The following is a 24,984-nucleotide window of genomic DNA, read 5'->3' as shown; positions in this document are numbered from 1 at the left end:
TTTATTCATCCACGACGCGAAATTAGCGAATCTCACATACAAAAAAACGTCCACCCATCTCTTTTCTTTCCGGGTAGGACGAAATCTCCGCTTCACACAAATCGAGCGAAAGCGTTTGTATTCCTCCGCATATACACAAAATAATGCTATGACCCGTACGGGAATCGAACCCGTGATACCGCCGTGAAAGGGCGGTGTCTTAACCGCTTGACCAACGGGCCTTGGTGTGTAGCCCTAAAGCCAACTTTTTCATTATAGCATACTCACCAAAACTTGCAATACCTAATTCAAATTTTCTAGAGAAGTCCCTACTTATCGCTAAGCAGAGACTCATCCTAATTCCTAGATTTGTCTTCTTTTCCAACGAATCAGTATCAGCACACCCAACATGCTAAGTACCAATCCTAGGACAATGGCTAAATCCATCGACTTGTCTCCAGTTGTTGGTAGCGCTCCTTTGTCTTCACTGGTTTCCGGACTCTTCACTATTTTTTCAACAGTTGGTGCTTTTTCTGGCTGATTCGGCACGATCTCTTTCTCTGGCGATATTACGATTGTTCCATCTGGTTTTGGTGCAGGATCTGGTGTTGGTGTCGGCTCAGGTTCTGGCTCTGTTGGCGCGACTTTCGTATAGCTCACAATGACGGTCTGCGCTTGATCTGTGAACGTTCCCGTTGTTTGCGATGCTTTTTGTGTGTAGCCTGCAATCGCTTTTATTTCCGCTGCAAAATTTTCACCGACGTTCCCTTTTAAAACTACCGGTGACGCGATTTCTGCCCCATTTTCATCTTGGTATAAAACGGTCACATCGGCGCCTTGTATTTGGGCGATAACTGGGGCGGATTCATTGCTGGCAGCGTCCAGTGCGGTCACGACATAAGTGCCGGATTCGCTAATTGGATAGCTGAATTCCGATGCATCGCCGCGCCAAATTTTTGTGACGATGTTCGCTGGATTAGCGGTGATTTCTGCGGCGGTTCCGGTGCCTTTATAAATGACGTAGTAGCGCGCGGAATTGGTGGCTGTATCTGACCAAGTAAGTGCAGCCGCGGTTTGTTTGACTTCCATCGGTGCGGCAATTGCTTGGTGCGCAAGCCACGGTTTGCTCGGTGTTAATGACGGTATCGCAAAATAGGTCTCTTTTAAAAGATCAATCGCGGCATTTTTAGCTTCGTTTGTAGGCGTTGCGATATCGCTTTTTTTGATATCATTATAGCTGAACAGAACGCTACCGGAAACTTGGTCTAGTAGCTGATTGAAACGCATTTGATTCGGAATTTCTGCTGGGTTCATCCATGCAGCGTCGAAACCGCCATTTCCAACATGTTTATAGTTCGCATGCCCAACATAAATTTGTACATGTGTCCCTTCTGCGGCCTTGTTCCACCACCTTGCCAAATCGCCATAAGGAGCGGCTGCTTGGTCAAAACTCCAGTAAATTTGCGGTGTCATATAATCGACTTTCTCGTCTTTAATCCACTGATATGTATCAGCGAAAATGCTTTGGGAATAGGACTGCGAGGAACCTGTCGGCGTGTTGGAACCGAGCGGATTATTCGCTTTATGCTCCCAAATTCCGAATGGACTAATACCGAATTGGACGGCGGTTTTCTTGGCCTGATTGCTCGTATCAATTGTGCTTTTCACCTTGTCAATTAATGTCGTAATGTTGTCACGGCGCCAGTCATCGATTCCCGCTTTCGTGTTTGGATATCCTGCTGGAATACCATATTTAGCGAATGTTGCCGCGTCCTCGTCTTTATCGCCAAACAAAACATTTTTCCCATCCACCGTAATGCGATATGGATAAAAATAGTCATCGAAATGAATCGCATCCACATCGTAATTTGTCACAACTTCCTTGATTGTTGCCGCTACGTGATCCTGTACTTCTGGAATACCAGGATTCAGAAATAGCTTTTCATCAAAGCGCAACACGCTCTCAGGATGCAAAACAGCGTAATTCGTGTCCGCTAAAAGTCCTGCCTTGTTCCATGCCGCGATTTGCTCTGGAATCGTCATTGCAAGCGCTTCCTCTTTCGTCGCACCTATTTTGGCCAAAACGCTTTGTGTCGTCAATTTTGTATTCGTCACGCGGTATGGATTAAACCAAGCGTGATATTCCATGCCTCGTTTGTGCGTTTCCTCGACCATGATGGCAAGCGGATCATACCCTGGATTCGCGCCCTGCACGCCAGTTGCGATAAACTCTGACCATGGATTTATTTTCGATGGGTAGTAAGCGTCAAGGAGCGGCCGAACTTGGAAAATAACCGCGTTCATATTCCACGTTTCAAAATCGTCTAGCACGGTTTTATATTGTGCACGGAAAGCCGATTCTGATGCCGCTTTTGCGAAGTTCAGATTAGCTATTGTCGCGACCCATGAACTTTTGAATTGCTCTTTGTCTTGTGTGTAAGTCGTTGGAATCTGGACTTGCTCGCTGGAACCGTTATAGTAGAAAACCGGTGTGCTCGCGTCATAACCATACGTTCCATCCGCGTTCTTAATAAATTTTGTAAGTCCTTCTGTTACCCCTTCCGCCTGTACTGCCACGGAAAAAATGCTTACACTTAATACGAGTATGAGTAACATTGATGCCCACTTTTTCATTCTTCATCCCCCTTTTTAATATCGCCAAACTTTATAATATTTTCCAGATGGCGATTACGGGTTCAATATATCATCTTCAAACATTGATTTCAACTTATTTTTTAGAAAAATTAATTATATTTACCTTTTATACAGTGTTAGAATATGCCTCTATCCCTTTTATAGCAACCTATTTCATGTTTCAAACTAACTGAAATAAATTTTTAAATACTTTTTGCAAGCGTTGACATTTTATTTCAAATGAACTAGAATACACCATGTGAACTATTTTTAATATAAAGGAGGTTTGTCACCATTATTCTCACCACAGAGATAATACATACCTATCTAACTAAAAAGGGAGAGTCATTATGCAGAGATTTATGGATTTTTTAGAGAAGTATTTGTCGATTCCAATGGCAAAATTGTCCGAACAACGGCATCTGCGCGCGATTCGTGATGGGGTTGTTTCGTCGCTACCGTTTATCATTGTTGGTAGTATGTTTTTGATCGTCGCTTTTCCCCCGGTTCCTGAGAGTACCGCGCTTTATCAATGGTCCCAAGAGCATTTATTTGAAATTTTGATTCCTTATCGTATGACTATGTTTATTATGTCCTTATATATCACTTTTGGAATCGGTTACAATTTAGCGAAAAGTTACAAGCTTGATCCGTTATCCGGTGGGCAGATTGCTGTTGCTTCGTTTCTATTAACCCTGACACCAATCGCACTTGATAAAGTCGGTTTTGTTTTGCCAATGGCCAATCTCGGCGGGCACGGATTATTTATGGCAATGATTGTTTCGATTTTTTCTGTTGAAGTGATGCGCTTCTGTAAAACGCGCAACATTACAATCAAGATGCCAGAACAAGTTCCCCCTAGTGTAGCAAGGTCGTTTGAAGCACTTATTCCTGTTGCTTTTGTTGTTTTATTTATGACACTAATCACGGTTGTACTCGGCATTGATCTCCATTCGCTTGTCGACCAAGCAGTGGCACCGGTTGTAAAGGCTGGCGATAGCTTATTTGGTGTCCTACTACCCGTATTCTTAATTGGTTTCTTCTGGTCCTTTGGTATTCACGGGATTTCCGTTATTGGAGCCGTTGCAAGACCTCTTTGGGAAAAATATTTAGGTGCCAATGCAGAAGCTGTGGCGGCTGGTACTCCAATTCCTCACGTTGCTCCTGAGACATTTTTCCAATGGTTCGTGTGGATTGGTGGGTCTGGTGCAACACTTGGCTTAGTTTTTGCCATGCTATTCTTTGCTAAATCAAGTTATTTGAAAGCGCTCGGCAAAACGACACTGGTTCCAAGTCTTTTCAACATTAATGAGCCTGTTATTTTCGGAACGCCGATTGTGTTGAACCCGATGTTGATTATTCCGTTCATCTTTATTCCAATGATTACAACAACAATCTCGTATTTTGCGACCGTTTTGGGATTCATCTCACCAACGTATGTCATGGCGCCGTGGACTTTACCCGCCCCGATTGGAGCCTATCTGTCAACAGGCGGTGATTGGCGAGCCATCGTACTCGTTCTGGTCAACATTGCGATATCGTTCGTCATCTACATCCCGTTCTTCAAAATGTACGATCAGAAGTTACTGGATGAAGAAAAAGCACAATCAGAGGAAAACAAAGAAACGCACAGCAGCGAGCCGAATTTGGCTTAACTTAGAACACAAGGAGGGGCGCATCGTTGTCCCTCTTCATTTAAAAAGGAGGTTTTACCCATATGGAAACGAATAGTAAATGGATTAAGTTTAACTATAAAAGCGCGATTATCTTTTTCACCATGACGATTCTAGCCAATCTTATTTTCCTTCCTGTACTTACCGGTCTTGGTGTTCCTAAGGCTTTTGCTTTATTTCTACTTACGAGTCTTGGCAGTAGCATTGGGCTATCTTATATTTTACTCGCGAAACATGGTTTTTATAAGTCGAAGAAACAGGCGGCAATTTTTACAACAGTTGTTACACTAGTTTGCACGGCGAGTTGTTACTTTTTAATGTATCTGAGCTAAAATGAGGAGGTTTATATTATGTACGTTGTTGGACTAATGTCCGGTACGTCGCTTGATGGCGTGGACGTGGCTCTGCTTGATGTCAAGGAGATGGATGGGAACTTATCGACAAAATTGATTGATTTCAAAACGGTGCCCTTTCAACCTAGAATCGTGGCGGAAATTCGTAAAAGTTTGAGTATAGAAGAATCTGACTCACAGCTGATTTGTAGTTTAAATTTCAAATTGGGTGTGCTTTTTGCCGAAAGTGTGAAAATGATTTGTAGTAAAAATGGGATTGCGGCGTCAGAACTTGGCGTGATTGGCTCGCATGGCCAGACGATTTTTCATCAGCCGGAACAAGTTGGGGATTTCGTTGCTTCGACGTTGCAAATTGGTGAGCCTGCGGTGATTTCGTATGAAACTGGCGCGACGGTTGTCTCGAATTTTCGCACGATGGATATGGCTGCTGGCGGTCAAGGCGCACCGCTCGTGCCGTTCACGGAGTTACTGCTCTACCGAGACGCGCACAAAAATCGCTTATTGCAAAATATCGGCGGGATTGGAAATGTGACGGTTTTACCTAAAAACGCGACATTGGATCACGTTTTTGCGTTTGATACTGGTCCTGGAAATATGATTATCGATGAGTTGATGCAACGCCTCTTTGGACGCGGCTATGATGACGGCGGGGAAATGGCGGCGCACGGTACTGTAAACGCGGAGCTTCTTGCTTATTGTATGGATGACCCTTTTATAACCGCTGCCATTCCAAAGTCAACTGGGCGCGAACTTTTTGGGAAGGAATATACTGATGAGTTGCTGACTACATACGGACATCTGGCGCCGGAAGATTTGATTGCTACCATAACCATGTTCACCGCCAAAACCATCGTTTCGAACTATGAACAATTCGTCTTTTCAAAAATGGCGATTGACGAAGTAATTGTTAGCGGTGGTGGAAGTTATAACCAGACGTTATTGCGCTATTTGGCAGAACTTTTGGAGGGGCGCTGCGAGGTATTGACACAAGAAGACATTGGTTACTCTTCCGATGCAAAAGAGGCTGTCGCGTTTGGCCTGTTGGCGTATGAAACACTGCATGGTCGGCCGTCCAACGTTCCGATGGCAACTGGCGCGCGTGAACACGTTATCCTCGGCAATGTCACCTATCCACCGCTAAAATATAAGGAAGAAGGTACGACTCATGCATAAACTTGGTATTTCGATTTATCCGGAACACGCAACACCTGAAAAAGATAAGGCTTACATCAGTTTGGCACACAAATATGGTTTTACGCGCGTATTTACGTGTTTATTGTCGGTGAGCGGCGATAAAGAACTGATTTTACGCGAATTTAAAGAGACGATTAGTCATGCGAATGCACTTGGTATGGAAGTCTTGGTTGATATTTCGCCACGCATTTTCGAAGCTCTTGGTATTTCTTATGATGATCTATCCTTTTTCCACGAGCTCGGCGCTTACGGGATTCGCCTGGATATGGGCTTTACTGGTAGCGAAGAAGCCGCGATGACATTCAATCCATACGGTCTCAAAATTGAGATTAATATGAGTAACGACACGAATTATTTGAATAATATTATCGATTTCCAGCCGAATCGGGATAATTTGATTGGTTCTCACAATTTTTATCCGCATCGGTATGCGGGTCTTTCCTATGATTATTTCGTGAAATGTAGCGAACGTTTCCGTAGTTTTCAGATTCGCACCGCTGCTTTTGTCCACTCGAATGACGCAACGTACGGTCCTTGGCCAGTGACAGAAGGCTTGTGCACACTTGAGATGCACCGCGGTTTGCCAATTGACACACAGGCGAAACATCTGCTGGCAACCAAGCTAATTGATGACATTATTGTGGCGAACGCCTACGCTTCTGAGAATGAACTCGCACAACTAAGCGCTGTGATACAAGCAGAGAAATTTGGATTAAAAATACAGCTTCACGATACGATAACTCCGCTGGAACGCAAAATCGTCACGGAAGAACCTCACTTCTATCGCGGCGACGTATCCGATTATTTCATTCGCTCGACACAATCACGCGTAAAATATCGCGCAGATGATTTCAAACCAACGTTCACACCAAACATCAAACGAGGCGATATCCTGATTGAAAATGAGCTGTATGGTCAATATAAAGGCGAATTGCAAATCGCTCTGAAAGACATGGAAAACCGCGGCAAAACGAATGTCGTTGGACGGATTCTAGACGAGGAGATTTTCTTGCTGGACTATATGGAACCGTGGACAAAGTTTGAATTTTTTGTAGAATAGTTTGGCAGGCAGGTTAGTCTTTGGCTAGCCTGTTTTTGCGCATGAAAAAAACCGATGAATCTTCATCGATTTGGATTTATAATATGGCGGAGAAGGAGGGATTTGAACCCTCGCGCCGCGTTAACGACCTATACCCTTAGCAGGGGCACCTCTTCAGCCACTTGAGTACTTCCCCATATTTGAATCGTCAGGCTTATAATATGCTCGTCGAAAGAACTCCACAGGCAAGACTCGAACTTGCGACCGATCGGTTAACAGCCGATTGCTCTACCAACTGAGCTACTGTGGAATAGCGTCATGTTTGTTTTTGCTGACTCTTTACATTATAAGCAGGAATACTGAAAAAATCAAGCTTTATTTGACATATCTAATAATAAATTTTTCAAAATTAATACATAAAAATAAAAATCACCAAATTTCATCTAACTTCAGTTTTTTTATAACCTTGGGAATAGTTGATCCAATACCATTTTTTATAGCATTAACCTCTGAATTGTATAGTTCAGCATTTGCTAACATGCATGGTATTTTATCTACAAAAATGGCTGCCTTATATCTATTTTTTTTGTAAGTACTCCCATCTATTTCGTGTAACTTGCTATTGAGTAAATCCTCTAAATACCTTCTTTTACTGGAAACCCTTCTATTCTCGCTAATTTCAGTTTTGGTAAACAGTTGGCAGCTATCTAAGTGTAGCAAAAGATAAAACTCAAAATTGGGATTAGTTACGCCTAATTCAAATCCATTCTCGCAACAAATTGTAACCGCTTTATCAAATTGATTGATTGTGAAACTTTCTTTATCTCTGTCAATGATAACCCAAATCTCATCAATCTCCTCATTATATTCACCCAACTTCTTTAATGCCTTTAGCTGTAGCAAAACTTCTTCAACTTTACTACTATTTTGAAGGATATCAGAAATTTTACTTCTACTATCCCATTTTTCTGCACACTTCTTCAAATCAACAATTAAATCTTCATATGTTTTTTTATCATCTTCGGTATAGTCATTGACTATTTTTTCTAATATCTTTTTTTCATCTTTTACGATTTGTCTTTCATTGAAATACAAGCTCATATTCTCTACTACATACAATTGATTAGATCTATTTTTCAATATTCTATCAAAAAAGATAATCTCTGGAATAACTCCAATATCTGACATCTGAATTTTTTTGTATACTTCTTCAAAATAAATTTTCTCTGTTTTCTCACCTTCAAAAACAAAGAAAAATTTATGTTGTTCGTCTTTCTTACTATCTACATGTCTTACTTCTGCAGGATTAATATTTGATAGCCTCAATAACATAACATCCTCTCTTTATGTTGTAAGTATTTTAGGTATACTTCCATACCTTCCATCCAAATAAGCTGACTGGATATCTTTATCAAATCTCTCTTTATACACTTCTAATGAATATATTTTAGAGGCACCCCGATTGTTTTTTTCCACAAACCAGATTTCATCTCTCCTTAATAAAGTCAAATCCAGTAGCCTATCTTCGTGAGTCGTTACTATCAATTGATTCCTTAGTTTTTCATTAACTTTTCCTTTTTGCAAATAATCTTCAATAAACTTAAAAGATAAGTTTGGATGGAGACTTCGGTCTATTTCATCTACTATATATACACCATCGTTTTCACTAGAAAGAATATTGTATATGTCTATAATTCGCTTAGTTCCATCGGATTCTTCCCCAAGACTATATATAGTTGAATTCTCATCATTGTGTATAAAATATATTTTACTAATACAAATATTATTTGATTGATTCTTACTTAGTTTATATATATTCTCTCCTGTTTTAAGATGTGCCATTCCATTTTTTCCTGATTTTTTATAATCGGCTAATATTTTATCTAAGAGTTTTAACGGGATCTCTTCTTGCATATCTTTTTTACCTATTTCAACAAATTTAATATCGGTAATTCCTGTCCCAAAATTCCTTAAAAATTTCACTAATTCTGCACTCTCTTTTTTCTTAAAAAGAAATAATCCAGATTTCCTCAAACTTTCTGTAGGTGAAATAACCTCTAATTTCTCTGAGAACCAATTATAAATATCTTCAAATATCTCACTTTCGCCAGATTCAAATTTCTTTTTATTATTATTAACTTCATTAATAAAAAGATGATGTTTTGCACTATTCAAATCTTCCATGTAAACATCTAACCTTAATTTATCAGCTTCATCCATCTGAAAAAAAGCCTCATTTACTTCATTTATATAAATCTCATCTTCTAATTGTCTTGTGAAAATAATTTCATCGTTCTTTCCCTTAATTTCATACAACCATTCCTTTAGTATCCTCTCTTCTTGTAGAAGAACAGAAAAACCATAACTATAGGTCTTATCATTTATCAATAATTCATATTCGAATGCAGTTTCTCTATCAAGGTTTTCCAAGTTGATTTTACAATACTTCTCCCTATACTGGCTGATACTATCACAATTTAAAATCATTGATGAGGATGCTCTAATTGCCTCTACTAAGTTCGATTTCCCTGAAGCATTTGCTCCATATATTGTGGCCAACCTTAATAAAGATATTTTTTTTGATGCATAAACATGATTTTCATGCTTCCTAGCAGTTCCTTTTACCATTGATATTTCTGATAAATCCTCGAACGACAAAAAGTTCCTTACTCTAAAATTAATAAGCATAATAATCATCTCCTTTCTCACAAGTTATCAACTCATTATATCATATTCATGAGAAAAAAAGTTACTAAAAGTGATTTCTTCACTTTTAGTAACTTTTTTATAGTGTTTCCTACAGAATTTCTTGCATGTATTTTATACGACCATTACAGCGACCGCAACGATATTTTTTCACATCAAAACGGCGCTTGCGTAGGAACTCGGTTTGGCATGATAAACAGGTGTAGCGATGCATTTTTTGTGCGGTCGGAATCGCTTGGCAAAATCGCGGGGCATCCACTTTTGCGAGGAGGGATCGAAAATCGGCGTCACGGTGCTGATAACCTTTCCCCTCGAGGTGCAGGTGATAATGGCACAATTCATGCTTCATAATCCCGATAAAATAATCCAAGCCGAAATTCTCCAAATAACGCGGATTCATCTCAATATCGTGGCTCTGCAGCAAATAACGCCCACCAGTCGTTCGTAGCCGCGAATTAAAGCGAGCTTGATGCTGGAACCTTTTTTGGAAAAATTGCAACGACACGCGCTCCATGTGCCGCTGCAACTCTTGTTCTGTCATCATCTGTTTACTTTCCTTGATCCGGACTCAGCATCGTCAGTGAAATCCGACCTTTTTTCTGATCGATATCATCTACCCAAACCGTCACAATGTCGCCCACCGAAACAATGTCCATCGGCTTGCTGACAAAGGATTTACTTAGCTTTGAAATATGCACGAGACCGTCTTGTTTGACGCCAATATCGACAAAAGCGCCGAAATCAACGACATTGCGCACGGTTCCTTGGAGCTCCATCCCGCTTTTCAAATCTTCCATCGACATAACATCTTGCTTCAAAAGTGGCGCGTCGAGTTCGTCCCGTAAATCGCGTCCAGGTGCCACGAGCGAATCCACAATATCCTGAAGCGTTTCTTTGCCAACTTCAAGCTCTGCGGCCATTTCCGTCAAACTGAACTGTGCCAATGCAGTTTTAAGTTCCTGTGAGCCGAGGTCAGCCAGTTTGAATCCTGCTGAAACCACGATTTTTTCCGCTGTTGCATAGCTTTCCGGGTGAATCGCCGTTGCGTCGAGCGGGTGCTTTCCGTCTAAAATACGCAAGAATCCGATGCTTTGTTCATACGATTTAGCACCTAGACGCGGTACTTTTTTGAGTTCTTTGCGCGATGCGAATGGCCCGTTTTCTTCGCGGTATTTGCGAATGTTGCCAGCGACCGTTTTGTTGAGCCCAGCGACATATTGCAAAAGGGATGCCGAGGCTGTGTTCACGTTTACGCCGACTTGGTTTACTGCGGTTTCCACAACAAATGTTAGCGTATCGTTGAGTTGTTTTTGCGCGACGTCATGTTGGTATTGCCCAACGCCGACGGATTTTGGATCAATTTTTACGAGTTCGGCAAGCGGGTCTTGTAAGCGGCGACCGATCGATACGGCGCTTCGTTGCTCGACTTGGAAATCTGGAAACTCTTCACGCGCGATGTCACTAGCGGAATAAACACTAGCTCCTGCCTCATTAACGATACAATAATACGCGTTTAGTTTCTCTTCTTTAATCAATTCTGCGATAAATTGCTCCGACTCACGTGACGCCGTGCCGTTCCCAATCGCAACAACTTCGACATCATACGCCTTCATCAGTTGCAATACTTTTTGTTTCGCGTCCGCTTTTTTATTTTGCGGTGGATGAGGATAGATCACGTCAATTGTGAGCACCTTCCCCGTTTTATCAAGCAATGCGAGCTTACAACCCGTCCGATACGCCGGATCAAGCCCTAATATAATTTTTCCTTTCAACGGCGGTTGCAAAAGTAATTTACGCAAGTTCTCCGCAAAAATATGAATCGCCTGCTCCTCCGCCGCTTCCGTCAATTCCGCACGAATTTCACGCTCAATAGCTGGGCCGATAAAACGCTTGTATGCATCCTCTAACGCCGTCACCACATAGCTTTCCGTGATTGATCCAGGTTTCTTAATCACCTGTTTGCGTAGATATTCGATGATTTTAAGCGGATCTACCACGACAGAAACGCGTAAGATGTCCTCTTTTTCGCCACGATTGAAAGCCAACACGCGGTGACTCGCCACTTTGCCGATGATTTCTTGGTAGTCGTAATACATCTCGTACACCGATTTCTCATCCAGTTCGATCTTTTTACCGACCGATTGCATCATGCCAAATTTCCGAGTAAATTCGCGAATCCATTTTCGGTATGTAGGCTCGTCTGAAATGACTTCCGCGATGATTTCGTGCGCCCCTAAAAGGACATCCTCGGTCGTCGCTACTTCGTGTTCCGCGGAGATATATTTTGCCGCTTCCGCCATCACGTCCTCTGACTGCGGGAATGTCATCAGCCAAGTCGCGAATGGTTCCAAGCCTTTTTCTTTGGCAATCGTTGCTTTCGTACGCTTCTTCTGTTTGTACGGGCGATATAAATCCTCCAACGCTTGGTGTTTCTCGGCCTTCGTAATTGCCGCCGCCAAATCCTCCGTAAGCTTGCCCTGCTCCTCAATCAATCGTAAAATTTCTTCCTTGCGCTGCTCCAATTTTTCCACATACGCGTAACGCTCTTCAATATTTCGAATCTCGACCTCATCCAAGCTACCAGTCATTTCCTTCCGGTAACGCGCGATAAACGGCACGGTATTTCCCTCGTTTAGTAGGCCAATAACCGCGTTAATCTGGTTCGGGCGATATGGTAGTGATTTATGTACTAGTTTTAAAATTTCTTCCATTTTTATCTTTGCCTCCATAAAATTCATCTGTTTGTATTGTACCATAGAAATTGGGGTTGAGGGGGAATCGTGGGCATAAGGAAATAAGGATTTATCGACTGGGTTGAGTGGATAAATCCTTGGAGTATCAGTATGAGTGAGGACGTAGGGAACATGTAATCCTTGTTCTGCGTCATGACCTGCGCCTCCGATCTAGCTTCAACGACCAACTCCTCGAAAACTTCACGCCCTCCACAAAAAGCAAGAGCGGCTTTTTCTTGCGGCCGCTCCAGTTTTTTTCGGAGCTGAACTGGCCGTTTCAGCACTTCATCTTCCCCATCAAAAAAGTCACATCGTCTTCTGGCACTTCAGCAACATTACTCTCAATGCAATGGCCTGTGTTTTCTATGTTGGCGCTCGCGTAGAGGTATTTCTTTATCCCTGCTAGCGTCAAGCCGTCGGAGTGCATCAAGAATCTGGAGCCTGGGCGGTAGCTGAATTCTTGTGTCCGAATTTTTTGCCTTCTTCCAGATAGAAATCCTGTCGATGATATCGGATAGACCAACTCGTCATCTTCTCCTACCATAAAAAATCGGATATTCCCAATTCCGCAATAAATCAGTTTTTGCTTAGCCCAATCTGTTCGCCAAATCGCAATCGCGGCGCCTCGTAGTCCAGCTACTGCTTCGTTAGAGCGCGCCACGATGTCCGCTAGCGACTTTAATGAGCTATTCGCATCAATAGCTTCCACAACCGCTTTTGCGGCCTTCTCGGCTTCCTTACCGCTTCCAAGGCCGTCCACTAGTGCGCATAAAACCCCCGTCGCGTCTTCTTTCAAAAAGATTTGATCCCCACAATGTCGCTGTAAATGTTTCGCCCGTTGAAAAACATAGACTTCCGTATCAAAATCCGACTGCCACATTGCATTCATTTATTCTAAATCCTCATCTTGCAATGCCGCGCGCAACTTCTTAATCGCTTGGCGCTGAATCCGCGACACGTGCATCTGCGAAATATCCAGCAAGTCGCCAGTTTCTTTTTGACTGCGATTCTCAATGAACGTATACTGCAAAATTTTCTGCTCCCGCTCATCTAGCGCTGGCAATACCTTCTCAAGCAACATCCGCTGATTCACCCGTTCAAAGCCATCGTCCTCGCCGCCAACAACATCCAGCAACGTAATTGTGCTTCCGTCCGAATCCGCCTCAATCGAATGATCCACAGACAACGCTTGATAGCTTTTGCCCATTTCCATCGCTTCTAAAATTTCCTCTTCCGTCGCACCGATAAATTCCGCAATATCGCTAATTTGTGGTGAGCGTTGCAATTCTCGCGTCAACTCTTCCACCGCATTTTTTATCTTCGGACCGAGTTCTTTAATCCGACGTGGTACGTGAACACTCCAAGTTTTATCTCGTAAAAAGCGCTTGATTTCCCCGACAATCGTTGGTACCGCAAACGCTTCGAAACTCTTACCGAACGTTGCATCATATCTGCGAATCGCACCTAGCAATCCAATATTTCCAACTTGCACTAAATCTTCATGAAATGATTTACCTTGAGAATACTTGCGGGCAATGGATTCCACCAAATTCTTATAGTGAACAACAAGCTCATATTGCGCTTCCTCATCGCCGGTTTCTTGGTAATCACTAATCCATTTGTAGACCTTCTCTTTGGCCTTCTCACGGGCTTCCTCTCTTGCCGCTAGTTCCTCAGGTCGAGATAATTTTGGCATTCCCCTCCACCTGCTTTTCCTCTATATATTTAGTCATCACAACCGAAACTCCGTTATCATAATGCAATTCGACATCATCCATCAATGCCTCAATTAAAAATAAACCTAACCCTCCAACGCGCAACATATCCGCATCGCTTTCTTCTTCATACGGGCCAATTTCAGCCTTGCGTTTCTCCAGATCAAAGCTCTTGCCCTCATCCGTGACACGCACCTCTAATTTATCTTCATAAACGGAGAAAGTAATCTGAATTTCACCACTATCCTCTTCACTAAAAGCATGTTTTACAGCATTCGTAATCGCTTCACTAATCGCAATTTTTAAATCTTCAATCGCTTCAAAAGAAAAACCGATTCGGCTTGCGACACCCGATACTGCTAATCGTCCTAAGCTTACAAACTCAGGTTTTGCCGGAATTTTTAGCTCAATCGTGTCATACATTGTTGCCATTCATTTCACCCTCTACATTTTTGATTTCAATAATATCAGTCAAACCAGTAATCTCAAATAAACGATAAATACGATCTGACAAGCCAACTAATTCTAATTCACTCTTCTTCGCACGTAGGTTTTTAAACAGGCCGACAAAAATGCCTAACCCAGTGCTATCCATGTAACTCACGCCTGCTAAATCAATCTGTAAATGAAAACTCTCCTGATCCAAAAACTCGCTCAAGGCCTCTTTTAATTTTGGTGCCGTGTACGCGTCAATCTCGCCACCCACAACTACTTTCGCATGATTACTATCAGTTTCTCTGATCTCTACTTTGATATTCATCACTTCACCTCGCCCATTTTGTATATCCAGAGTAATTACCCTGAATACCATCACCTTAAACACGTTTTAAACAAATTAGTGTAAAATCGTCGCGCAATTCATAGTCCTGCACTTTACACAAATGATCATACACCTCCTTAACCAACCTCTGAGGCGGCAAATCAATGCGCTCCTTAAAAACAGCAATCAAATCCTCACGTTCAATGAATCCCTCGGCCGTCCGCGTTTCCGTCACACCATCAGACATAATAAAAATCATATCATCCGGCTCCACTTCCTTTTCAAAAGCACGATACGTAGCGCTACGATCAATACCAAGCGGTAACCCACGTGCATACAAATCGGTAAACTGTCGCGTTTTTGCACTAAAATACAGCCCTACTTCATGGCCCGCCGACGCAAATTCAAACAAATGGTGCGCCGTATCATACAAACCATAAAACATCGTGATAAACATATTATCCGCAATGTTCGTTTCCGCAACCGCATTCAGATTCTGCAACATCTCACTCGGCGTCTTCGCATCACCGCCATAGTTATCCGCCGCATATTTCAGCATCGACATACTAAATGCTGCCGGAATCCCTTTTCCAATCACATCCGCAAGCGTAACACTGATCTTATTTTCGCCCTCATTCGTAAAACTATAAAAATCGCCACTCATCTGACGCATCGGCACGCTCACCGCGCCAACCTCAAGCCCTTTGACCATCGGGATATCCGATTTCATCATCGTTTTTTGCATGTCCTCGGCTTGAGCAATTTCACGCCGGAGCGCTATCTGCTCTGTCCGCAAACTGAGGTGCTCCATGTGCGCCAACCCATAGCCGACCATCATTTCGAGCAACACATCAAACGAAGAAGAAACATATTCCGGCAAATCCGCATCATATTCCTCTAAAATCGAACGATGCAGATTCACCACTTCCTCTGGCGACACACGATTTTCCATCGCCTCACGCGTCAACCTTTCGCATGAATACAATATTTCCTCATCTTGATGTTCTAAGTATTTCAGCATAATTTCACGATATTTCTCTTTAAATTCCTTAATCTCCCTATCTTCCATGTAGCGTCGTCCCCCCTAGCGGACCCACTTATGTGTTGTAATAATGGTTCCCTGTGCTCCTTCTTCCACGCTAGATACTAAATCAAAAGTATCCATCAATCGTTTCACGCCTGGTAAACCTGCACCCAGACCGCCCGATGTCGTGTAGCCATCTTGCATAACTTGCCTTACATCTTTGATTCCCGGACCTTTGTCTTTTGCAACTATTTTCAGTCCGTCTTTTCCTGCTTCTGCCATCTTTTCAATACATATCTCTCCAGTTCCCGCATAGAGAAAAATATTTCTTGCAAGCTCACTAATTGCTGTTGTGATTCTCGCCTGGTCCACCGTACCAAAACCGATTTCCTTCGATATCTTTCGTCCTAACTGGCGAGCGGCGACAATGTCCCACTCATTGATAATCTTGACACAGGATTGGAATTCCATCTCTATTCCCCCAATTCCTGTTTTAATTTTTCCAAACCGCTTTCTAGATCCATCGCGGAAAGGACACCCTCAAATGTAATACCTAGCTCAATCAATGTAATCGCAACTGCCGGCTGGATTCCCGTCACAACCACTGTCGCCCCCATCAATCGAGACATACTGACAACATCACCTAAAATTTTGGCAATGAAGGAATCGATAAAATCAATCGATGTAATATCAATCACGACTCCACGTGCAGATGTTTCATGAATTTTGGCAAGTAGGTCCTCCTGGAATTCTACAGCCGTTTGATCATCGAGTTCACTCTGGATGGAAATTAATAGACATTCTCCCAATTTCAAAATCGGAATTCCCATTCTCTCACTCCTCTTTTTCTACAATCTCTCTATTCGTCATCGCGAGTGCCTTCTCCATGCCTTTTTTCATCGTGCTCGTCGTGATAACTTGATCTAATTCTATCCCTAAATTCACAATCGTCTGCGCAATCTCTGGCCTTATTCCAACGAGCATCGCTTGGCATCCCACCAACCTGACCGCATCACTGGCTTGAATAATATGATGCGCCACCATCGTATCGACAATCGGAACACCCGTAATATCAATCAGCACAACATCCGAACGATTCTTCACAACGCCAATCAGCAAATTCTCCATAATCAGCTTTGCCCGCTCTGTATCAATCGTACCAATAAGTGGCATCACCGAAATCCCATCGAAAATCGGTAACAGCGGCGCCGAAAGCTCCTGTAATGCCGTTTTTTGAATCGATACCGTCTTCTCCCAAGAATCAGCATACGCATTCACAACAACATTATACATCGAGGACAACCAGTTTTCAAAATCATAGTAGATATCCTCATCTCGCTCCTTAACTTTACTGAACAGCCCTTGCCGCTTCATCTCGCTATACACTAGAAGCCCAAACGTTCGCAAACCACTTGTCACAAAATGCACCGACCAACCAAGATGCACTACTTTTTCCGCAAAATCATCTAGTTTTTCGCTAAAAGAACCATCTTTCGTCCCTAGTACATTCGCAACAATCAAATCCAAAAATTCACGACTTGTATCCTCATATAGAATATCGCTCGTCACTAGAAGAATTGCCGGGTCTGCCTGCTCTTTCATCTGTTCCATCCACTTACTTAGCAACACATCTTTGTTTGTATGGATAAAATTCGCAAAATCTCTATACATATCTCTATTTCCAACCTTTCTCCTTGATTGAAGCCCAGTCTAATCTTCCTAAAAAAAAGAGACACAAGAAAAGCAAGGGGGGGAGCAAAATGGGGTTTGCCACAGCCTAAGAAGCTTTTCTCATGTCGGGTACTACAAGCCAGACATTATATTCTAAACTCAAGTATCATCTAATATGTAATTCTTTGTGTTCCATTGAATCTTCGCGAAACCTTCACGTACTGCCTCGTCATTCGACTAGTAAAGCCGTGCTTAATCATCAATTATGTAAAAGACACATCCGCTCTACTACTCATAAATATTCGCAATTTTAAAAATCTACCAAGCCCATGCTAATTTCTAACGCTTTATTTACTTGATTCATCAAGCTGTCGTCCAAATGCGTAATCTTGTCCGTCAAGCGTTGTTTATCAATCGTTCTCACCTGTTCAAGTAAAATAACAGAATCACGATCAAAACCATGTTTCCGGGCTGCCTCAACGTGAGTCGGCAATTTGGCTTTAGAAATCTTCGCCGTAATTGCCGCCACGATGACAGTAGGACTAAATCGATTGCCAATATCGTTTTGAATAACGAGAACAGGCCGTATTCCCCCTTGTTCACTTCCAACAACAGGAGATAAGTCCGCGTAGTAAACATCCCCACGCTTCACCATCGGCTCATTCATCCTCCTAAAACTTGTAAATTTTTATCCTCGGCTTCCGATTCTACATGTGTACATTCACACGCAATCGAAAAGTTAATAGAAGCCATTTCAGTATACCCACGTTCCATTTCGTCACGCAAATCGCGCGCTTTTCTTTGACGTAAAAACTGTTGTGTTGCTTCCATAATCATTTCACTCCGCCCCATTTTTTCTTTTGCCCGAGCCTCATCTAAGTCGTCCAATACCTGCTGCGTCATTTCTACCCAGATTTCTGTCGTGTCTGTCTTTTCTAACACGCGTCACACCCCCAGCTGTGTATTACTCCATAACATGTATATCGTAACACTATAGGCGCGTGATTGAAAGGCTTTTCGGAGTGTTTTTCACTAAAAATACGCTTTTAGACCTGATTCCCTATTCTTTAGGCTAGACTGAATACCTAAGAGTTAGGAAATATGTTGTGTACTTTCTCATTATAATTCCTAATCAAAAACTATGCACGTAAAAAACCTTACTAGATGTATTTTTTTGGAACCCTTTCCGAAATAAGACACGTAATTTCATAATTAATCGTCTTCAAATGGCTTGCAGCAACATCTGCTGAGTTCGGCCCACCAATTAGCGTCACTTTTGTGCCAACAGGGTATTTGCCTGGCAATTTAATAATGCACTGATCCATACAAACCCGACCAACAACCGGCATCAAAACACCATCTACTGATACGTGAAACCCTGTATACGCTCGAATAAACCCATCCGCGTAACCAACTGGTAATGTCGCAACCCATTCTCGCGCCTCTGCTTCATACGTAGCGCCATAACTTACATGATCTCCTGGCATTAATTCTTTCACTTGCACCATTTCCGTGTATAGTGATAAAGCTGGACGTAGCTCAAACGGCAAAGCTGACCGAATTTCTGGCGATGGCGTTAAACCATACATCGAAATACCGAAGCGCACCGCATCGAAATCCGCCTGCTCATGCAATAACGCCGTGGCACTATTCGCACAATGCACAACAGCCGGGCGTACCTCCAGCGACGCTAGCACCTCACGAAAACAGGCCAATTGCTTCTCGAAATACGACGTTTCCAGTTGATCTGCCGTAGCAAAATGCGTAAAAATCCCTGCCAGCGTGATATCCTCTCGTTTTGCGATTTCGCTCTCTATCGCACGCACCGCTTCCATGGAACGCAGACCTAAACGCCCCATCCCAGTATCCACTTTCAAATGAACATCAAGATTCGCTGGTAACTGCTCTAACTCCGTTAACCATTCGATATCAAATACCGACAAAGTAATCCGTTTTTGCGCAGCGAGTCCTGCAAAGCTTTGAGGAACCGCCCCCATCACCAAAATAAAATCATCAAACCCAGCTTCACGCAGCGCTAAAGCCTCGTCAAGAATCGCAACACAAAATCCTTTAGCACCAGCTTCCTTTGCTGTTTTTGCGACTTCCAGCATGCCGTGGCCATACGCATCTGCTTTGACAACAGCAAATAGAGCAACATCGGCAGGCAAAAGCGCCCGCTCATTCTGAATATTATCCCTAATCGCCGCACAATCCACTTCCGCCCACGTCGGTCGATGCCAACCTGTTACTGCCATTCTTTCCGCCCCCGATCAACCTCTTCAATGATGACTTGCGCCGCAGCACTTCTTCCCGTATGTGTAATACTGACAAAAACTTGCTCATCCAAACGCTTCGGCTTTGTCAAAATCGGTCGTCCATTCGGCAATGTCAAAATTTCCACATCTGTAAAGCTCAGTTCTTTGCCAAATCCCGTCCCATTCGCCTTAGCATAAGCTTCCTTCGCAGAAAAACGCCCCGCTAAAAACTCCACCTTGCGAGAACCACTATACTTAGCAAGCAATTTCTGCTCCTCATCCGTCAAAATTCGTTCCACAAACCGCGGATTGTGGTCTAAGACTTTCTCTACACGCTCTAAATCAATCATATCTAAACCGACACCTTTTATCATGGCATCACCTGTTCCATTAGTTGACAAGCCTCATTTGCCGCTGTTTTCCCAGCCTGAATACAATCTGGAATCCCAACACCACGATACGACATCCCTGCTAAAAATATAGTTGGATGGGTATGTTTCAGCTCTTTTTCCACAATCGCAAGACGTTCTTGATGTCCCACGGTATATTGCGGCATGGCTTCCTTCATTCGACTTACTTCATAAAATAACGGTTCTCCTTCAAGCCCAATCATTTCTTTCAAGTCCGCTTGCACTTTATTCGCCATTTCCTCATCTGTCTGATCTAACAAGCCCACTTGCCCAGCCTTTCCGAGAAAACCACGAAGTAAGATTTTCCCTTCTGGTACCATATGCGGCCATTTTTCATGTACCCACGTGCAAGCCGTAATATTATAATCACCCGTTCTTGCCACCAAAAAGCCCGTGCCTTCTGGAATCGTCGGAACCGCTTCTGAATCAAAAGCCAGTGAAATCGTCGCCAAACTGGTCATCGGTTGTTCTGCCAATGGTTTAACCGCTGGCACGTCGAGTAGCGAAAGCACCACATCATGCGTTGCAGCAATAATAATCGCATCTGCAACAATGCGTTCGCCATTCTCCAAAACGACCGTTGTATTCTCAATCGCCTTCACCTTTGTACGTGTGTGCAGTCGCTCCACCGGCAAGGAATCTACCAAAGCATCTGTTAACGTTGATAAACCTCCAGCAAGCGTCCGAAAAGCACCTATCGTTTTGGCAGTTCCAGTCGTATTAACCGTCTCTGGGCGATGGCTCTTCAACCCATACATCAAACTCCGGTGTTCCTTCGCCACTTGCTCAAATTGCGGAAAAGTAGCTCGCAGACTCATCTCATATATATTTCCCGCATAAATACCCGCCAGTAACGGCTCGATTAAGCGCACAACCATCTCTTTTCCAAAACGGTGTTCAAAGAAGGCACCTATCGACTGGTCCGCCTCCGTCACGTTCGCATCTAACATCAGTTCCTCTAGCGCCCTGATTTTACCGTCTTGCGTTAATAAATCGCTTTCTAGGAGCGAACGAATATCCGTCGGGATTCCCATCACAGAGCCCTCAGGAATCGGATGCAGCGCCGAGTCATGATAAATATACGATTTACCAGTCGCGTTTGTAATGAGTTGATCCGTTAATCCTAATTCATCCACAAGTGCCAGTCCCGCCGGTTTTCGTGCTAAGAAAGAATCTGGTCCCTTCTCAATGATAAAACCATCGCGATGAACTGTATTGAATTTCCCACCGAAATGATTGTCCGCCTCATACAATTGCCAATCCACGGCTTCTTGACTGGTCTGCTTATTAAGATAATGTGCTGCGGATAAGCCTGTCAGCCCACCGCCAATAATGATGACTTTTTTCATAATAGGTTCCTTCTTTCTGAATAAAACTTACTTATTTCGATGGTTGATACCAGTGATATAGACGATTGGCATCCTGCTGCGCAATATAATGAACACCTGCATCTAAGTGTGTCTGCCCCGACTTCAAATGTACCGTAAAATGAACGACTTTCCCTTTTTTCATCCAGATACTTTGCGCATAGTCCACCGATTGAACACGACGCTTCAGCATAAAATTCGTTTGTTTAGAAATAAAAGCACGACCTTGCATCACGATTTCAGTCTCCGTTGTATAAAAACCTGTAGCACGATAGGAAGCATAGGCTTTCCAAGCGAAAAGTGGTAACAAGATTAGACTGAATAACCCCCACGGGAATAATAGAATACTGACAAGTAAAATAACAGGTACCGTCCAAATCAGATTGATAAAAAAGAACCTTCTCAAACTCGTTTTGGGCACTCGTTCTAACCTATCTATCGGAAATTGGTAATCTTCTAGAAACTGAGGTAAAATCTCTAACGCTTTCTTTTTCTTCACAATTGGTAAAATAAGAATATCTCCCGAATGCTCATCATCACCTGAACTCCCGGCTGTTACAACACGCACCGACGCTAATTTCAGCATTTGCCGTAGTGGGGACTCAATTAATTTAATCGATTGAATCCGTTCAAAAGCAATAGAAGTATGTTCACGCTGTAGCAGTCCTTTTTCAATAACAATATGGTCCTCAAACTTCATCAACTTGAATTGGAAATACTTAAATAACGTGGTGACAATTGCGATTCCCCAAAGAATAAGTAACACGATAAGTCCAATGATAACGAGGATAATTGCACCGTAGCGAACGATTGTATTAAACTGTTCTTCCACAAAATCTGCTGGAATCACATCGCGGAACTGCTGTCCAAAGGCAAGAATAATCAAGAATACCCCGAAAACACCACCAGACGTCACCGCCATGAGCAACAATTCTTTGACTTCTAGTTGAAATGTAAGGAGCGGTTTTTCATTTTGCTCCTTGGCAACTGGAATATCCACTACTTCTGCGTTCTCCTCTTCCACCAATTCAGCCACTTTTCCGGCACGTAAATCTTTCAATTCCTGCGCCACGCTTGCAGGAACCGCGCTCAAATCCGCTTCGGCTTTCCCGCCACCAGCTGTTTCAATCAAAATTTGAACGACATGAAACGGCATATAGAAAAACCATTGTTTCTGCTGAACCGTCTGAATTCGCTCATATGGAATAAAAATATTTTTTTTGAAAAACAGGCCGTACTTCACGCGAATTCCCTTATCATCCATCCGATACCGGTATGTAAAATACTTGATCAAGGCTGGCGCTAATAACAAAATAATCAAAGCAATAACGAGCAGCGGATACATCCACCAAGATAGTATCCCATTGTCATTCAAATTCCGAAACACCGCAAATATAACAACCGCAATTGGAATAATACTCTGCCTTACACTGACAATTAACTCCTTAACAAGCGCAATCGGATGCAGACGTCTATCTTCATACATCTTCCTTCGCCACCTTTACAAGCTCTAAAATATGGTGTCTCAGCGCATCCGATTCTTCCGCTCGAACAGCCTCGATGGTGTGCACTGTTGCCGCCGTTGAAATCGATACACTCACCAATTTCTGTTTTCTTAAGAGCGGTCCCTGATCGGTTTCCACGTGCTGCACTCGAATCATCGGAATCAACACACGACTTCTAAAAATAATCCCATGCTGAATCTCAATTTCGTCATGTCTAATTTGATAACTCCATCTTGCCCAACGAAAAGGTACAATCAAGAAAAACGTCAAAATAAAATATAGAATCGTGAACGCAAAGCCAATCGCGCTCCACCAAAGTGATACATCAATCGCATAAAACAGAATCGCCGCCCCAATCGATGCAGCTAAAAATACCAAAATCGCAATCGCATACCCTTGGCGCCATACTGTTTTAATCTTCTCAGGTAATTTTTGTGCTAAATTCTCAAGCTCCATAAAACGCCCTCCCTTTTCTTTTAATAATACCTGAAACCCCTTGAAAAATAAAGCTTTATCCCCTGCTATTTTGCGTCCCCACCAAGCATATTTATCCCCTTATTGCTCAATTTTGTGTATACTTAGTTTCTAATATAAAGTTCTTAATCTATTCGTTTTTCGTTCATAGTTTGTTCATTTCTTGGCTTTATAATGAAAGATAGAAAGGTGGTAGTAAGCATGAAAAAACGATTTTATGGATTCCTATTATTTATTTTATTCTTTTCAACGAGTATACATATTCCAGTGAGCGCGGCCACAACGAGCCCTACTACTTCCGACGAAAGCGCCAATGACTTTATAGAAATGTTCGAAATAGACAACTATACAGCAGCAAACCCATATATTTTAGTAACTGGAAATACGGCTACTATCATGTTTACCACAGACGATAAGGCCAAAGTGAGCATTCGTAGCGGTTCTATTTATGTAAAAACAACAGACTATACACGTGACCAAGAACTAGCTATTAATCAATTAGAAACAACCAATCACCTCATTTTAACCGTTACAACAAAAGCCGGTGTTAGCACTTCTTATCCAATTACCATCAAAACAGCACCTAAATCTAAGCATAAAGTCGTGCCAAGAATCACCGAAACATCGCTTTCATCCTCAAGAAGAACAGATTCTTAGAAAACTCTCCTCTGATTTTCATTTTCATTTCACCTTTATCTAGTAGTATAGACTTAACTACTACTGGAGGGATGTCAGCCTTGAAAAGGAAAATCGGATTTGGTGCCTTATGTTTCTTAATCGCGTTAGGCGCTAGCATTTTACTCACACGACCTGATGTAAAAGACACGGCCAGCAAATTAAAAACAGACTATATAGACGCAACTACCGTCGAAAATGTAAACGATCCGTTCTCAAAGCTCGTTGATGATCAGAAAGAATGGTTTATGAAGAAATTAAGCGGATCATAAAAAAAGCATGATAACAGTCGCGATTTTTGGGCGACTTGTCATCATGCTTTTTGACGTTCTAATTAATAATTTTCTTGAAGTCAATCCGTTTGTTAATGTAGTACATAATTGGTGCACCAACAGCTAGAACGATGAATTCGCTGATAGCCAGCGTTAACCATGTATACAAAAACGGGTATTCTAAGACTAGCGCCAATTCCCAAGCAATGATAAACATTGTTGCAGAGAAAACGAGCGTCGTCAAAACCATTCTCACCTTCACATTCGCCACGTAGCGACTCAGCAAAATAACAATGGCTAACGAGATGGCGGACTGCCCTACCCCAAACACCCAGTCATACCAACCGAGCGGCGAGAAGAAATTCGCAATCAATACCCCAACTACAATTCCAAAAAAGTATTTCTTATCAAACACGATTAAATGATTGAACATCTCTGACAAACGAAATTGAATATTCGTAAATCCAAAAGGCGCTACAACCAGCGTCACGACAACATAAAGCGCCGCAACGATTGCGTTTACCGTCAACGTTTTTATTTTCATTT

At 42.5% G+C, this 24,984-nt stretch carries 27 protein-coding genes and 3 tRNA genes; 6 read left to right on the top strand and 24 right to left on the bottom strand.

Annotated features, from left to right (window positions below):
• Positions 1 to 149 precede the first annotated feature (149 nt).
• Positions 150 to 221, bottom strand: a tRNA-Glu gene (locus HPK16_RS12010).
• A 121-nt stretch (positions 222 to 342) separates the two neighbouring features.
• Positions 343 to 2,613 (bottom strand): family 10 glycosylhydrolase, encoded by a 2,271-nt coding sequence (locus HPK16_RS12005; RefSeq protein ID WP_181677186.1) that lies wholly within the window; start codon positions 2,611 to 2,613, stop codon positions 343 to 345.
• Positions 2,614 to 2,963: 350 nt separating this feature from the next.
• On the opposite strand from HPK16_RS12005, the gene HPK16_RS12000 reads away from it, so the two are divergent.
• The 4 genes from HPK16_RS12000 (at position 2,964) to HPK16_RS11985 (ending at position 6,893) form a co-directional block, all read left to right on the top strand.
• Positions 2,964 to 4,268, top strand: coding sequence for a PTS sugar transporter subunit IIC (locus HPK16_RS12000; protein ID WP_181677185.1), 1,305 nt, complete (start codon positions 2,964 to 2,966; stop codon positions 4,266 to 4,268).
• A 62-nt stretch (positions 4,269 to 4,330) separates the two neighbouring features.
• Positions 4,331 to 4,618 (top strand): hypothetical protein, encoded by a 288-nt coding sequence (locus HPK16_RS11995; RefSeq protein ID WP_181677184.1) that lies wholly within the window; start codon positions 4,331 to 4,333, stop codon positions 4,616 to 4,618.
• An 18-nt stretch (positions 4,619 to 4,636) separates the two neighbouring features.
• A complete protein-coding gene (gene anmK / locus HPK16_RS11990) occupies positions 4,637 to 5,812 on the top strand; it encodes an anhydro-N-acetylmuramic acid kinase AnmK (RefSeq protein ID WP_181677183.1) in 1,176 nt (391 codons plus the stop codon).
• A complete protein-coding gene (locus HPK16_RS11985) occupies positions 5,805 to 6,893 on the top strand; it encodes a DUF871 domain-containing protein (protein ID WP_181677182.1) in 1,089 nt (362 codons plus the stop codon). The genes anmK and HPK16_RS11985 overlap by 8 nt, the downstream gene beginning before the upstream one ends.
• A gap of 84 nt (positions 6,894 to 6,977) precedes the next feature.
• On the opposite strand, the gene HPK16_RS11980 is transcribed toward HPK16_RS11985, so the two are convergent.
• From HPK16_RS11980 to HPK16_RS11880, 21 genes are all read right to left on the bottom strand, one after another.
• Positions 6,978 to 7,068 (bottom strand) — tRNA-Ser (locus tag HPK16_RS11980).
• 41 nt (positions 7,069 to 7,109) lie between these two features.
• Positions 7,110 to 7,182: transfer RNA gene (locus HPK16_RS11975), tRNA-Asn, on the bottom strand.
• Positions 7,183 to 7,301: 119 nt separating this feature from the next.
• Positions 7,302 to 8,204, bottom strand: coding sequence for an RloB domain-containing protein (locus HPK16_RS11970; RefSeq protein ID WP_181677181.1), 903 nt, complete (start codon positions 8,202 to 8,204; stop codon positions 7,302 to 7,304).
• 12 nt (positions 8,205 to 8,216) lie between these two features.
• The gene (locus tag HPK16_RS11965) at positions 8,217 to 9,560 is read right to left on the bottom strand and encodes an AAA family ATPase (RefSeq protein ID WP_181677180.1); all 1,344 of its coding nucleotides are present in this window, start codon (positions 9,558 to 9,560) and stop codon (positions 8,217 to 8,219) included.
• A gap of 109 nt (positions 9,561 to 9,669) precedes the next feature.
• The gene (locus HPK16_RS11960; RefSeq protein ID WP_181677224.1) at positions 9,670 to 10,119 is read right to left on the bottom strand and encodes a SprT family protein; all 450 of its coding nucleotides are present in this window, start codon (positions 10,117 to 10,119) and stop codon (positions 9,670 to 9,672) included.
• Positions 10,120 to 10,126: 7 nt separating this feature from the next.
• Positions 10,127 to 12,289, bottom strand: a complete 2,163-nt coding sequence (locus HPK16_RS11955) for a Tex family protein (protein ID WP_181677179.1) — start codon at positions 12,287 to 12,289, stop codon at positions 10,127 to 10,129.
• Positions 12,290 to 12,587: 298 nt separating this feature from the next.
• A complete protein-coding gene (locus HPK16_RS11950; RefSeq protein WP_425487933.1) occupies positions 12,588 to 13,190 on the bottom strand; it encodes a PP2C family serine/threonine-protein phosphatase in 603 nt (200 codons plus the stop codon).
• A gap of 9 nt (positions 13,191 to 13,199) precedes the next feature.
• Positions 13,200 to 14,006, bottom strand: coding sequence for an RNA polymerase sigma factor SigB (gene sigB, locus HPK16_RS11945; protein WP_181677177.1), 807 nt, complete (start codon positions 14,004 to 14,006; stop codon positions 13,200 to 13,202).
• The gene (gene rsbW, locus HPK16_RS11940; RefSeq protein ID WP_181677176.1) at positions 13,984 to 14,457 is read right to left on the bottom strand and encodes an anti-sigma B factor RsbW; all 474 of its coding nucleotides are present in this window, start codon (positions 14,455 to 14,457) and stop codon (positions 13,984 to 13,986) included. Before rsbW ends, sigB begins: the two co-directional genes overlap by 23 nt.
• Positions 14,441 to 14,785, bottom strand: coding sequence for an STAS domain-containing protein (locus HPK16_RS11935; RefSeq protein ID WP_181677175.1), 345 nt, complete (start codon positions 14,783 to 14,785; stop codon positions 14,441 to 14,443). The genes rsbW and HPK16_RS11935 overlap by 17 nt, the downstream gene beginning before the upstream one ends.
• A 55-nt stretch (positions 14,786 to 14,840) precedes the next feature.
• Positions 14,841 to 15,854 carry a PP2C family protein-serine/threonine phosphatase gene (locus tag HPK16_RS11930; RefSeq protein WP_181677174.1) on the bottom strand — a complete coding sequence of 338 codons (1,014 nt, stop codon included), beginning with the start codon at positions 15,852 to 15,854 and terminating at the stop codon, positions 14,841 to 14,843.
• Positions 15,855 to 15,869: 15 nt separating this feature from the next.
• Entirely contained in the window at positions 15,870 to 16,280 is a 411-nt protein-coding gene (locus HPK16_RS11925; RefSeq protein ID WP_181677173.1) for an anti-sigma regulatory factor, read from the bottom strand.
• A 2-nt stretch (positions 16,281 to 16,282) separates the two neighbouring features.
• On the bottom strand, positions 16,283 to 16,639 hold the full coding sequence (locus HPK16_RS11920) for an STAS domain-containing protein (protein ID WP_181677172.1): 357 nt from the start codon (positions 16,637 to 16,639) through the stop codon (positions 16,283 to 16,285).
• A gap of 4 nt (positions 16,640 to 16,643) precedes the next feature.
• Positions 16,644 to 17,480: an RsbT co-antagonist protein RsbRA gene (locus HPK16_RS11915; RefSeq protein ID WP_181677171.1), complete on the bottom strand. Its 837-nt coding sequence runs from the start codon at positions 17,478 to 17,480 to the stop codon at positions 16,644 to 16,646.
• 310 nt (positions 17,481 to 17,790) lie between these two features.
• A complete protein-coding gene (locus HPK16_RS11910) occupies positions 17,791 to 18,135 on the bottom strand; it encodes a type II toxin-antitoxin system PemK/MazF family toxin (protein ID WP_181677223.1) in 345 nt (114 codons plus the stop codon).
• Positions 18,136 to 18,143: 8 nt separating this feature from the next.
• Positions 18,144 to 18,422 carry a hypothetical protein gene (locus HPK16_RS11905; protein ID WP_036079655.1) on the bottom strand — a complete coding sequence of 93 codons (279 nt, stop codon included), beginning with the start codon at positions 18,420 to 18,422 and terminating at the stop codon, positions 18,144 to 18,146.
• Positions 18,423 to 18,640: 218 nt separating this feature from the next.
• Complete coding sequence (gene alr / locus HPK16_RS11900; protein ID WP_181677170.1) at positions 18,641 to 19,735, bottom strand: alanine racemase; 1,095 nt, start codon at positions 19,733 to 19,735, stop codon at positions 18,641 to 18,643.
• Complete coding sequence (acpS, locus tag HPK16_RS11895) at positions 19,726 to 20,109, bottom strand: holo-ACP synthase (protein WP_181677169.1); 384 nt, start codon at positions 20,107 to 20,109, stop codon at positions 19,726 to 19,728. The genes alr and acpS overlap by 10 nt, the downstream gene beginning before the upstream one ends.
• Positions 20,106 to 21,494: a protoporphyrinogen oxidase gene (gene hemG / locus HPK16_RS11890; RefSeq protein WP_181677168.1), complete on the bottom strand. Its 1,389-nt coding sequence runs from the start codon at positions 21,492 to 21,494 to the stop codon at positions 20,106 to 20,108. The genes acpS and hemG overlap by 4 nt, the downstream gene beginning before the upstream one ends.
• Before the next feature lie 31 nt (positions 21,495 to 21,525).
• Positions 21,526 to 22,998, bottom strand: a complete 1,473-nt coding sequence (locus HPK16_RS11885; protein WP_181677167.1) for a PH domain-containing protein — start codon at positions 22,996 to 22,998, stop codon at positions 21,526 to 21,528.
• Positions 22,991 to 23,473, bottom strand: coding sequence for a PH domain-containing protein (locus HPK16_RS11880; protein ID WP_181677166.1), 483 nt, complete (start codon positions 23,471 to 23,473; stop codon positions 22,991 to 22,993). Before HPK16_RS11880 ends, HPK16_RS11885 begins: the two co-directional genes overlap by 8 nt.
• Positions 23,474 to 23,692: 219 nt before the next feature.
• On the opposite strand from HPK16_RS11880, the gene HPK16_RS11875 reads away from it, so the two are divergent.
• Together HPK16_RS11875 and HPK16_RS11870 are read left to right on the top strand one after the other, a co-directional pair.
• Positions 23,693 to 24,148, top strand: coding sequence for a hypothetical protein (locus tag HPK16_RS11875; RefSeq protein WP_181677165.1), 456 nt, complete (start codon positions 23,693 to 23,695; stop codon positions 24,146 to 24,148).
• A gap of 80 nt (positions 24,149 to 24,228) precedes the next feature.
• The gene (locus HPK16_RS11870; RefSeq protein ID WP_181677164.1) at positions 24,229 to 24,438 is read left to right on the top strand and encodes a hypothetical protein; all 210 of its coding nucleotides are present in this window, start codon (positions 24,229 to 24,231) and stop codon (positions 24,436 to 24,438) included.
• Positions 24,439 to 24,496: 58 nt separating this feature from the next.
• Here the strand turns inward: HPK16_RS11870 and HPK16_RS11865 are convergent, their stop codons facing one another.
• Positions 24,497 to 24,982 (bottom strand): QueT transporter family protein, encoded by a 486-nt coding sequence (locus HPK16_RS11865; protein ID WP_181677163.1) that lies wholly within the window; start codon positions 24,980 to 24,982, stop codon positions 24,497 to 24,499.
• Between the last annotated feature and the right edge of the window lie 2 nt (positions 24,983 to 24,984).

This window comes from Paenilisteria rustica (genome assembly GCF_013820765.1).
GTDB classification, from domain to species: Bacteria; Bacillota; Bacilli; order Lactobacillales; family Listeriaceae; genus Listeria_A; species Listeria_A rustica.
This window is presented reverse-complemented; position numbering and strand designations above follow the sequence as displayed.

What these genes read in the sequence shown, in the direction of transcription:
- HPK16_RS12005 (WP_181677186.1), bottom strand. Translation starts at nt 2,613, where the DNA reads ATGAAAAAGTGGGCATCAATGTTACTCATACTCGTATTAAGTGTAAGC.
- HPK16_RS12000 (WP_181677185.1), top strand. Translation starts at nt 2,964, where the DNA reads ATGCAGAGATTTATGGATTTTTTAGAGAAGTATTTGTCGATTCCAATG.
- HPK16_RS11995 (WP_181677184.1), top strand. Translation starts at nt 4,331, where the DNA reads ATGGAAACGAATAGTAAATGGATTAAGTTTAACTATAAAAGCGCGATT.
- anmK (WP_181677183.1), top strand. Translation starts at nt 4,637, where the DNA reads ATGTACGTTGTTGGACTAATGTCCGGTACGTCGCTTGATGGCGTGGAC.
- HPK16_RS11985 (WP_181677182.1), top strand. Translation starts at nt 5,805, where the DNA reads ATGCATAAACTTGGTATTTCGATTTATCCGGAACACGCAACACCTGAA.
- HPK16_RS11970 (WP_181677181.1), bottom strand. Translation starts at nt 8,204, where the DNA reads ATGTTATTGAGGCTATCAAATATTAATCCTGCAGAAGTAAGACATGTA.
- HPK16_RS11965 (WP_181677180.1), bottom strand. Translation starts at nt 9,560, where the DNA reads ATGCTTATTAATTTTAGAGTAAGGAACTTTTTGTCGTTCGAGGATTTA.
- HPK16_RS11960 (WP_181677224.1), bottom strand. Translation starts at nt 10,119, where the DNA reads ATGACAGAACAAGAGTTGCAGCGGCACATGGAGCGCGTGTCGTTGCAA.
- HPK16_RS11955 (WP_181677179.1), bottom strand. Translation starts at nt 12,289, where the DNA reads ATGGAAGAAATTTTAAAACTAGTACATAAATCACTACCATATCGCCCG.
- HPK16_RS11950 (WP_425487933.1), bottom strand. Translation starts at nt 13,190, where the DNA reads ATGTGGCAGTCGGATTTTGATACGGAAGTCTATGTTTTTCAACGGGCG.
- sigB (WP_181677177.1), bottom strand. Translation starts at nt 14,006, where the DNA reads ATGCCAAAATTATCTCGACCTGAGGAACTAGCGGCAAGAGAGGAAGCC.
- rsbW (WP_181677176.1), bottom strand. Translation starts at nt 14,457, where the DNA reads ATGGCAACAATGTATGACACGATTGAGCTAAAAATTCCGGCAAAACCT.
- HPK16_RS11935 (WP_181677175.1), bottom strand. Translation starts at nt 14,785, where the DNA reads ATGAATATCAAAGTAGAGATCAGAGAAACTGATAGTAATCATGCGAAA.
- HPK16_RS11930 (WP_181677174.1), bottom strand. Translation starts at nt 15,854, where the DNA reads ATGGAAGATAGGGAGATTAAGGAATTTAAAGAGAAATATCGTGAAATT.
- HPK16_RS11925 (WP_181677173.1), bottom strand. Translation starts at nt 16,280, where the DNA reads ATGGAATTCCAATCCTGTGTCAAGATTATCAATGAGTGGGACATTGTC.
- HPK16_RS11920 (WP_181677172.1), bottom strand. Translation starts at nt 16,639, where the DNA reads ATGGGAATTCCGATTTTGAAATTGGGAGAATGTCTATTAATTTCCATC.
- HPK16_RS11915 (WP_181677171.1), bottom strand. Translation starts at nt 17,480, where the DNA reads ATGTATAGAGATTTTGCGAATTTTATCCATACAAACAAAGATGTGTTG.
- HPK16_RS11910 (WP_181677223.1), bottom strand. Translation starts at nt 18,135, where the DNA reads ATGGTGAAGCGTGGGGATGTTTACTACGCGGACTTATCTCCTGTTGTT.
- alr (WP_181677170.1), bottom strand. Translation starts at nt 19,735, where the DNA reads ATGGCAGTAACAGGTTGGCATCGACCGACGTGGGCGGAAGTGGATTGT.
- acpS (WP_181677169.1), bottom strand. Translation starts at nt 20,109, where the DNA reads ATGATAAAAGGTGTCGGTTTAGATATGATTGATTTAGAGCGTGTAGAG.
- hemG (WP_181677168.1), bottom strand. Translation starts at nt 21,494, where the DNA reads ATGAAAAAAGTCATCATTATTGGCGGTGGGCTGACAGGCTTATCCGCA.
- HPK16_RS11885 (WP_181677167.1), bottom strand. Translation starts at nt 22,998, where the DNA reads ATGTATGAAGATAGACGTCTGCATCCGATTGCGCTTGTTAAGGAGTTA.
- HPK16_RS11880 (WP_181677166.1), bottom strand. Translation starts at nt 23,473, where the DNA reads ATGGAGCTTGAGAATTTAGCACAAAAATTACCTGAGAAGATTAAAACA.
- HPK16_RS11875 (WP_181677165.1), top strand. Translation starts at nt 23,693, where the DNA reads ATGAAAAAACGATTTTATGGATTCCTATTATTTATTTTATTCTTTTCA.
- HPK16_RS11865 (WP_181677163.1), bottom strand. Translation starts at nt 24,982, where the DNA reads ATGAAAATAAAAACGTTGACGGTAAACGCAATCGTTGCGGCGCTTTAT.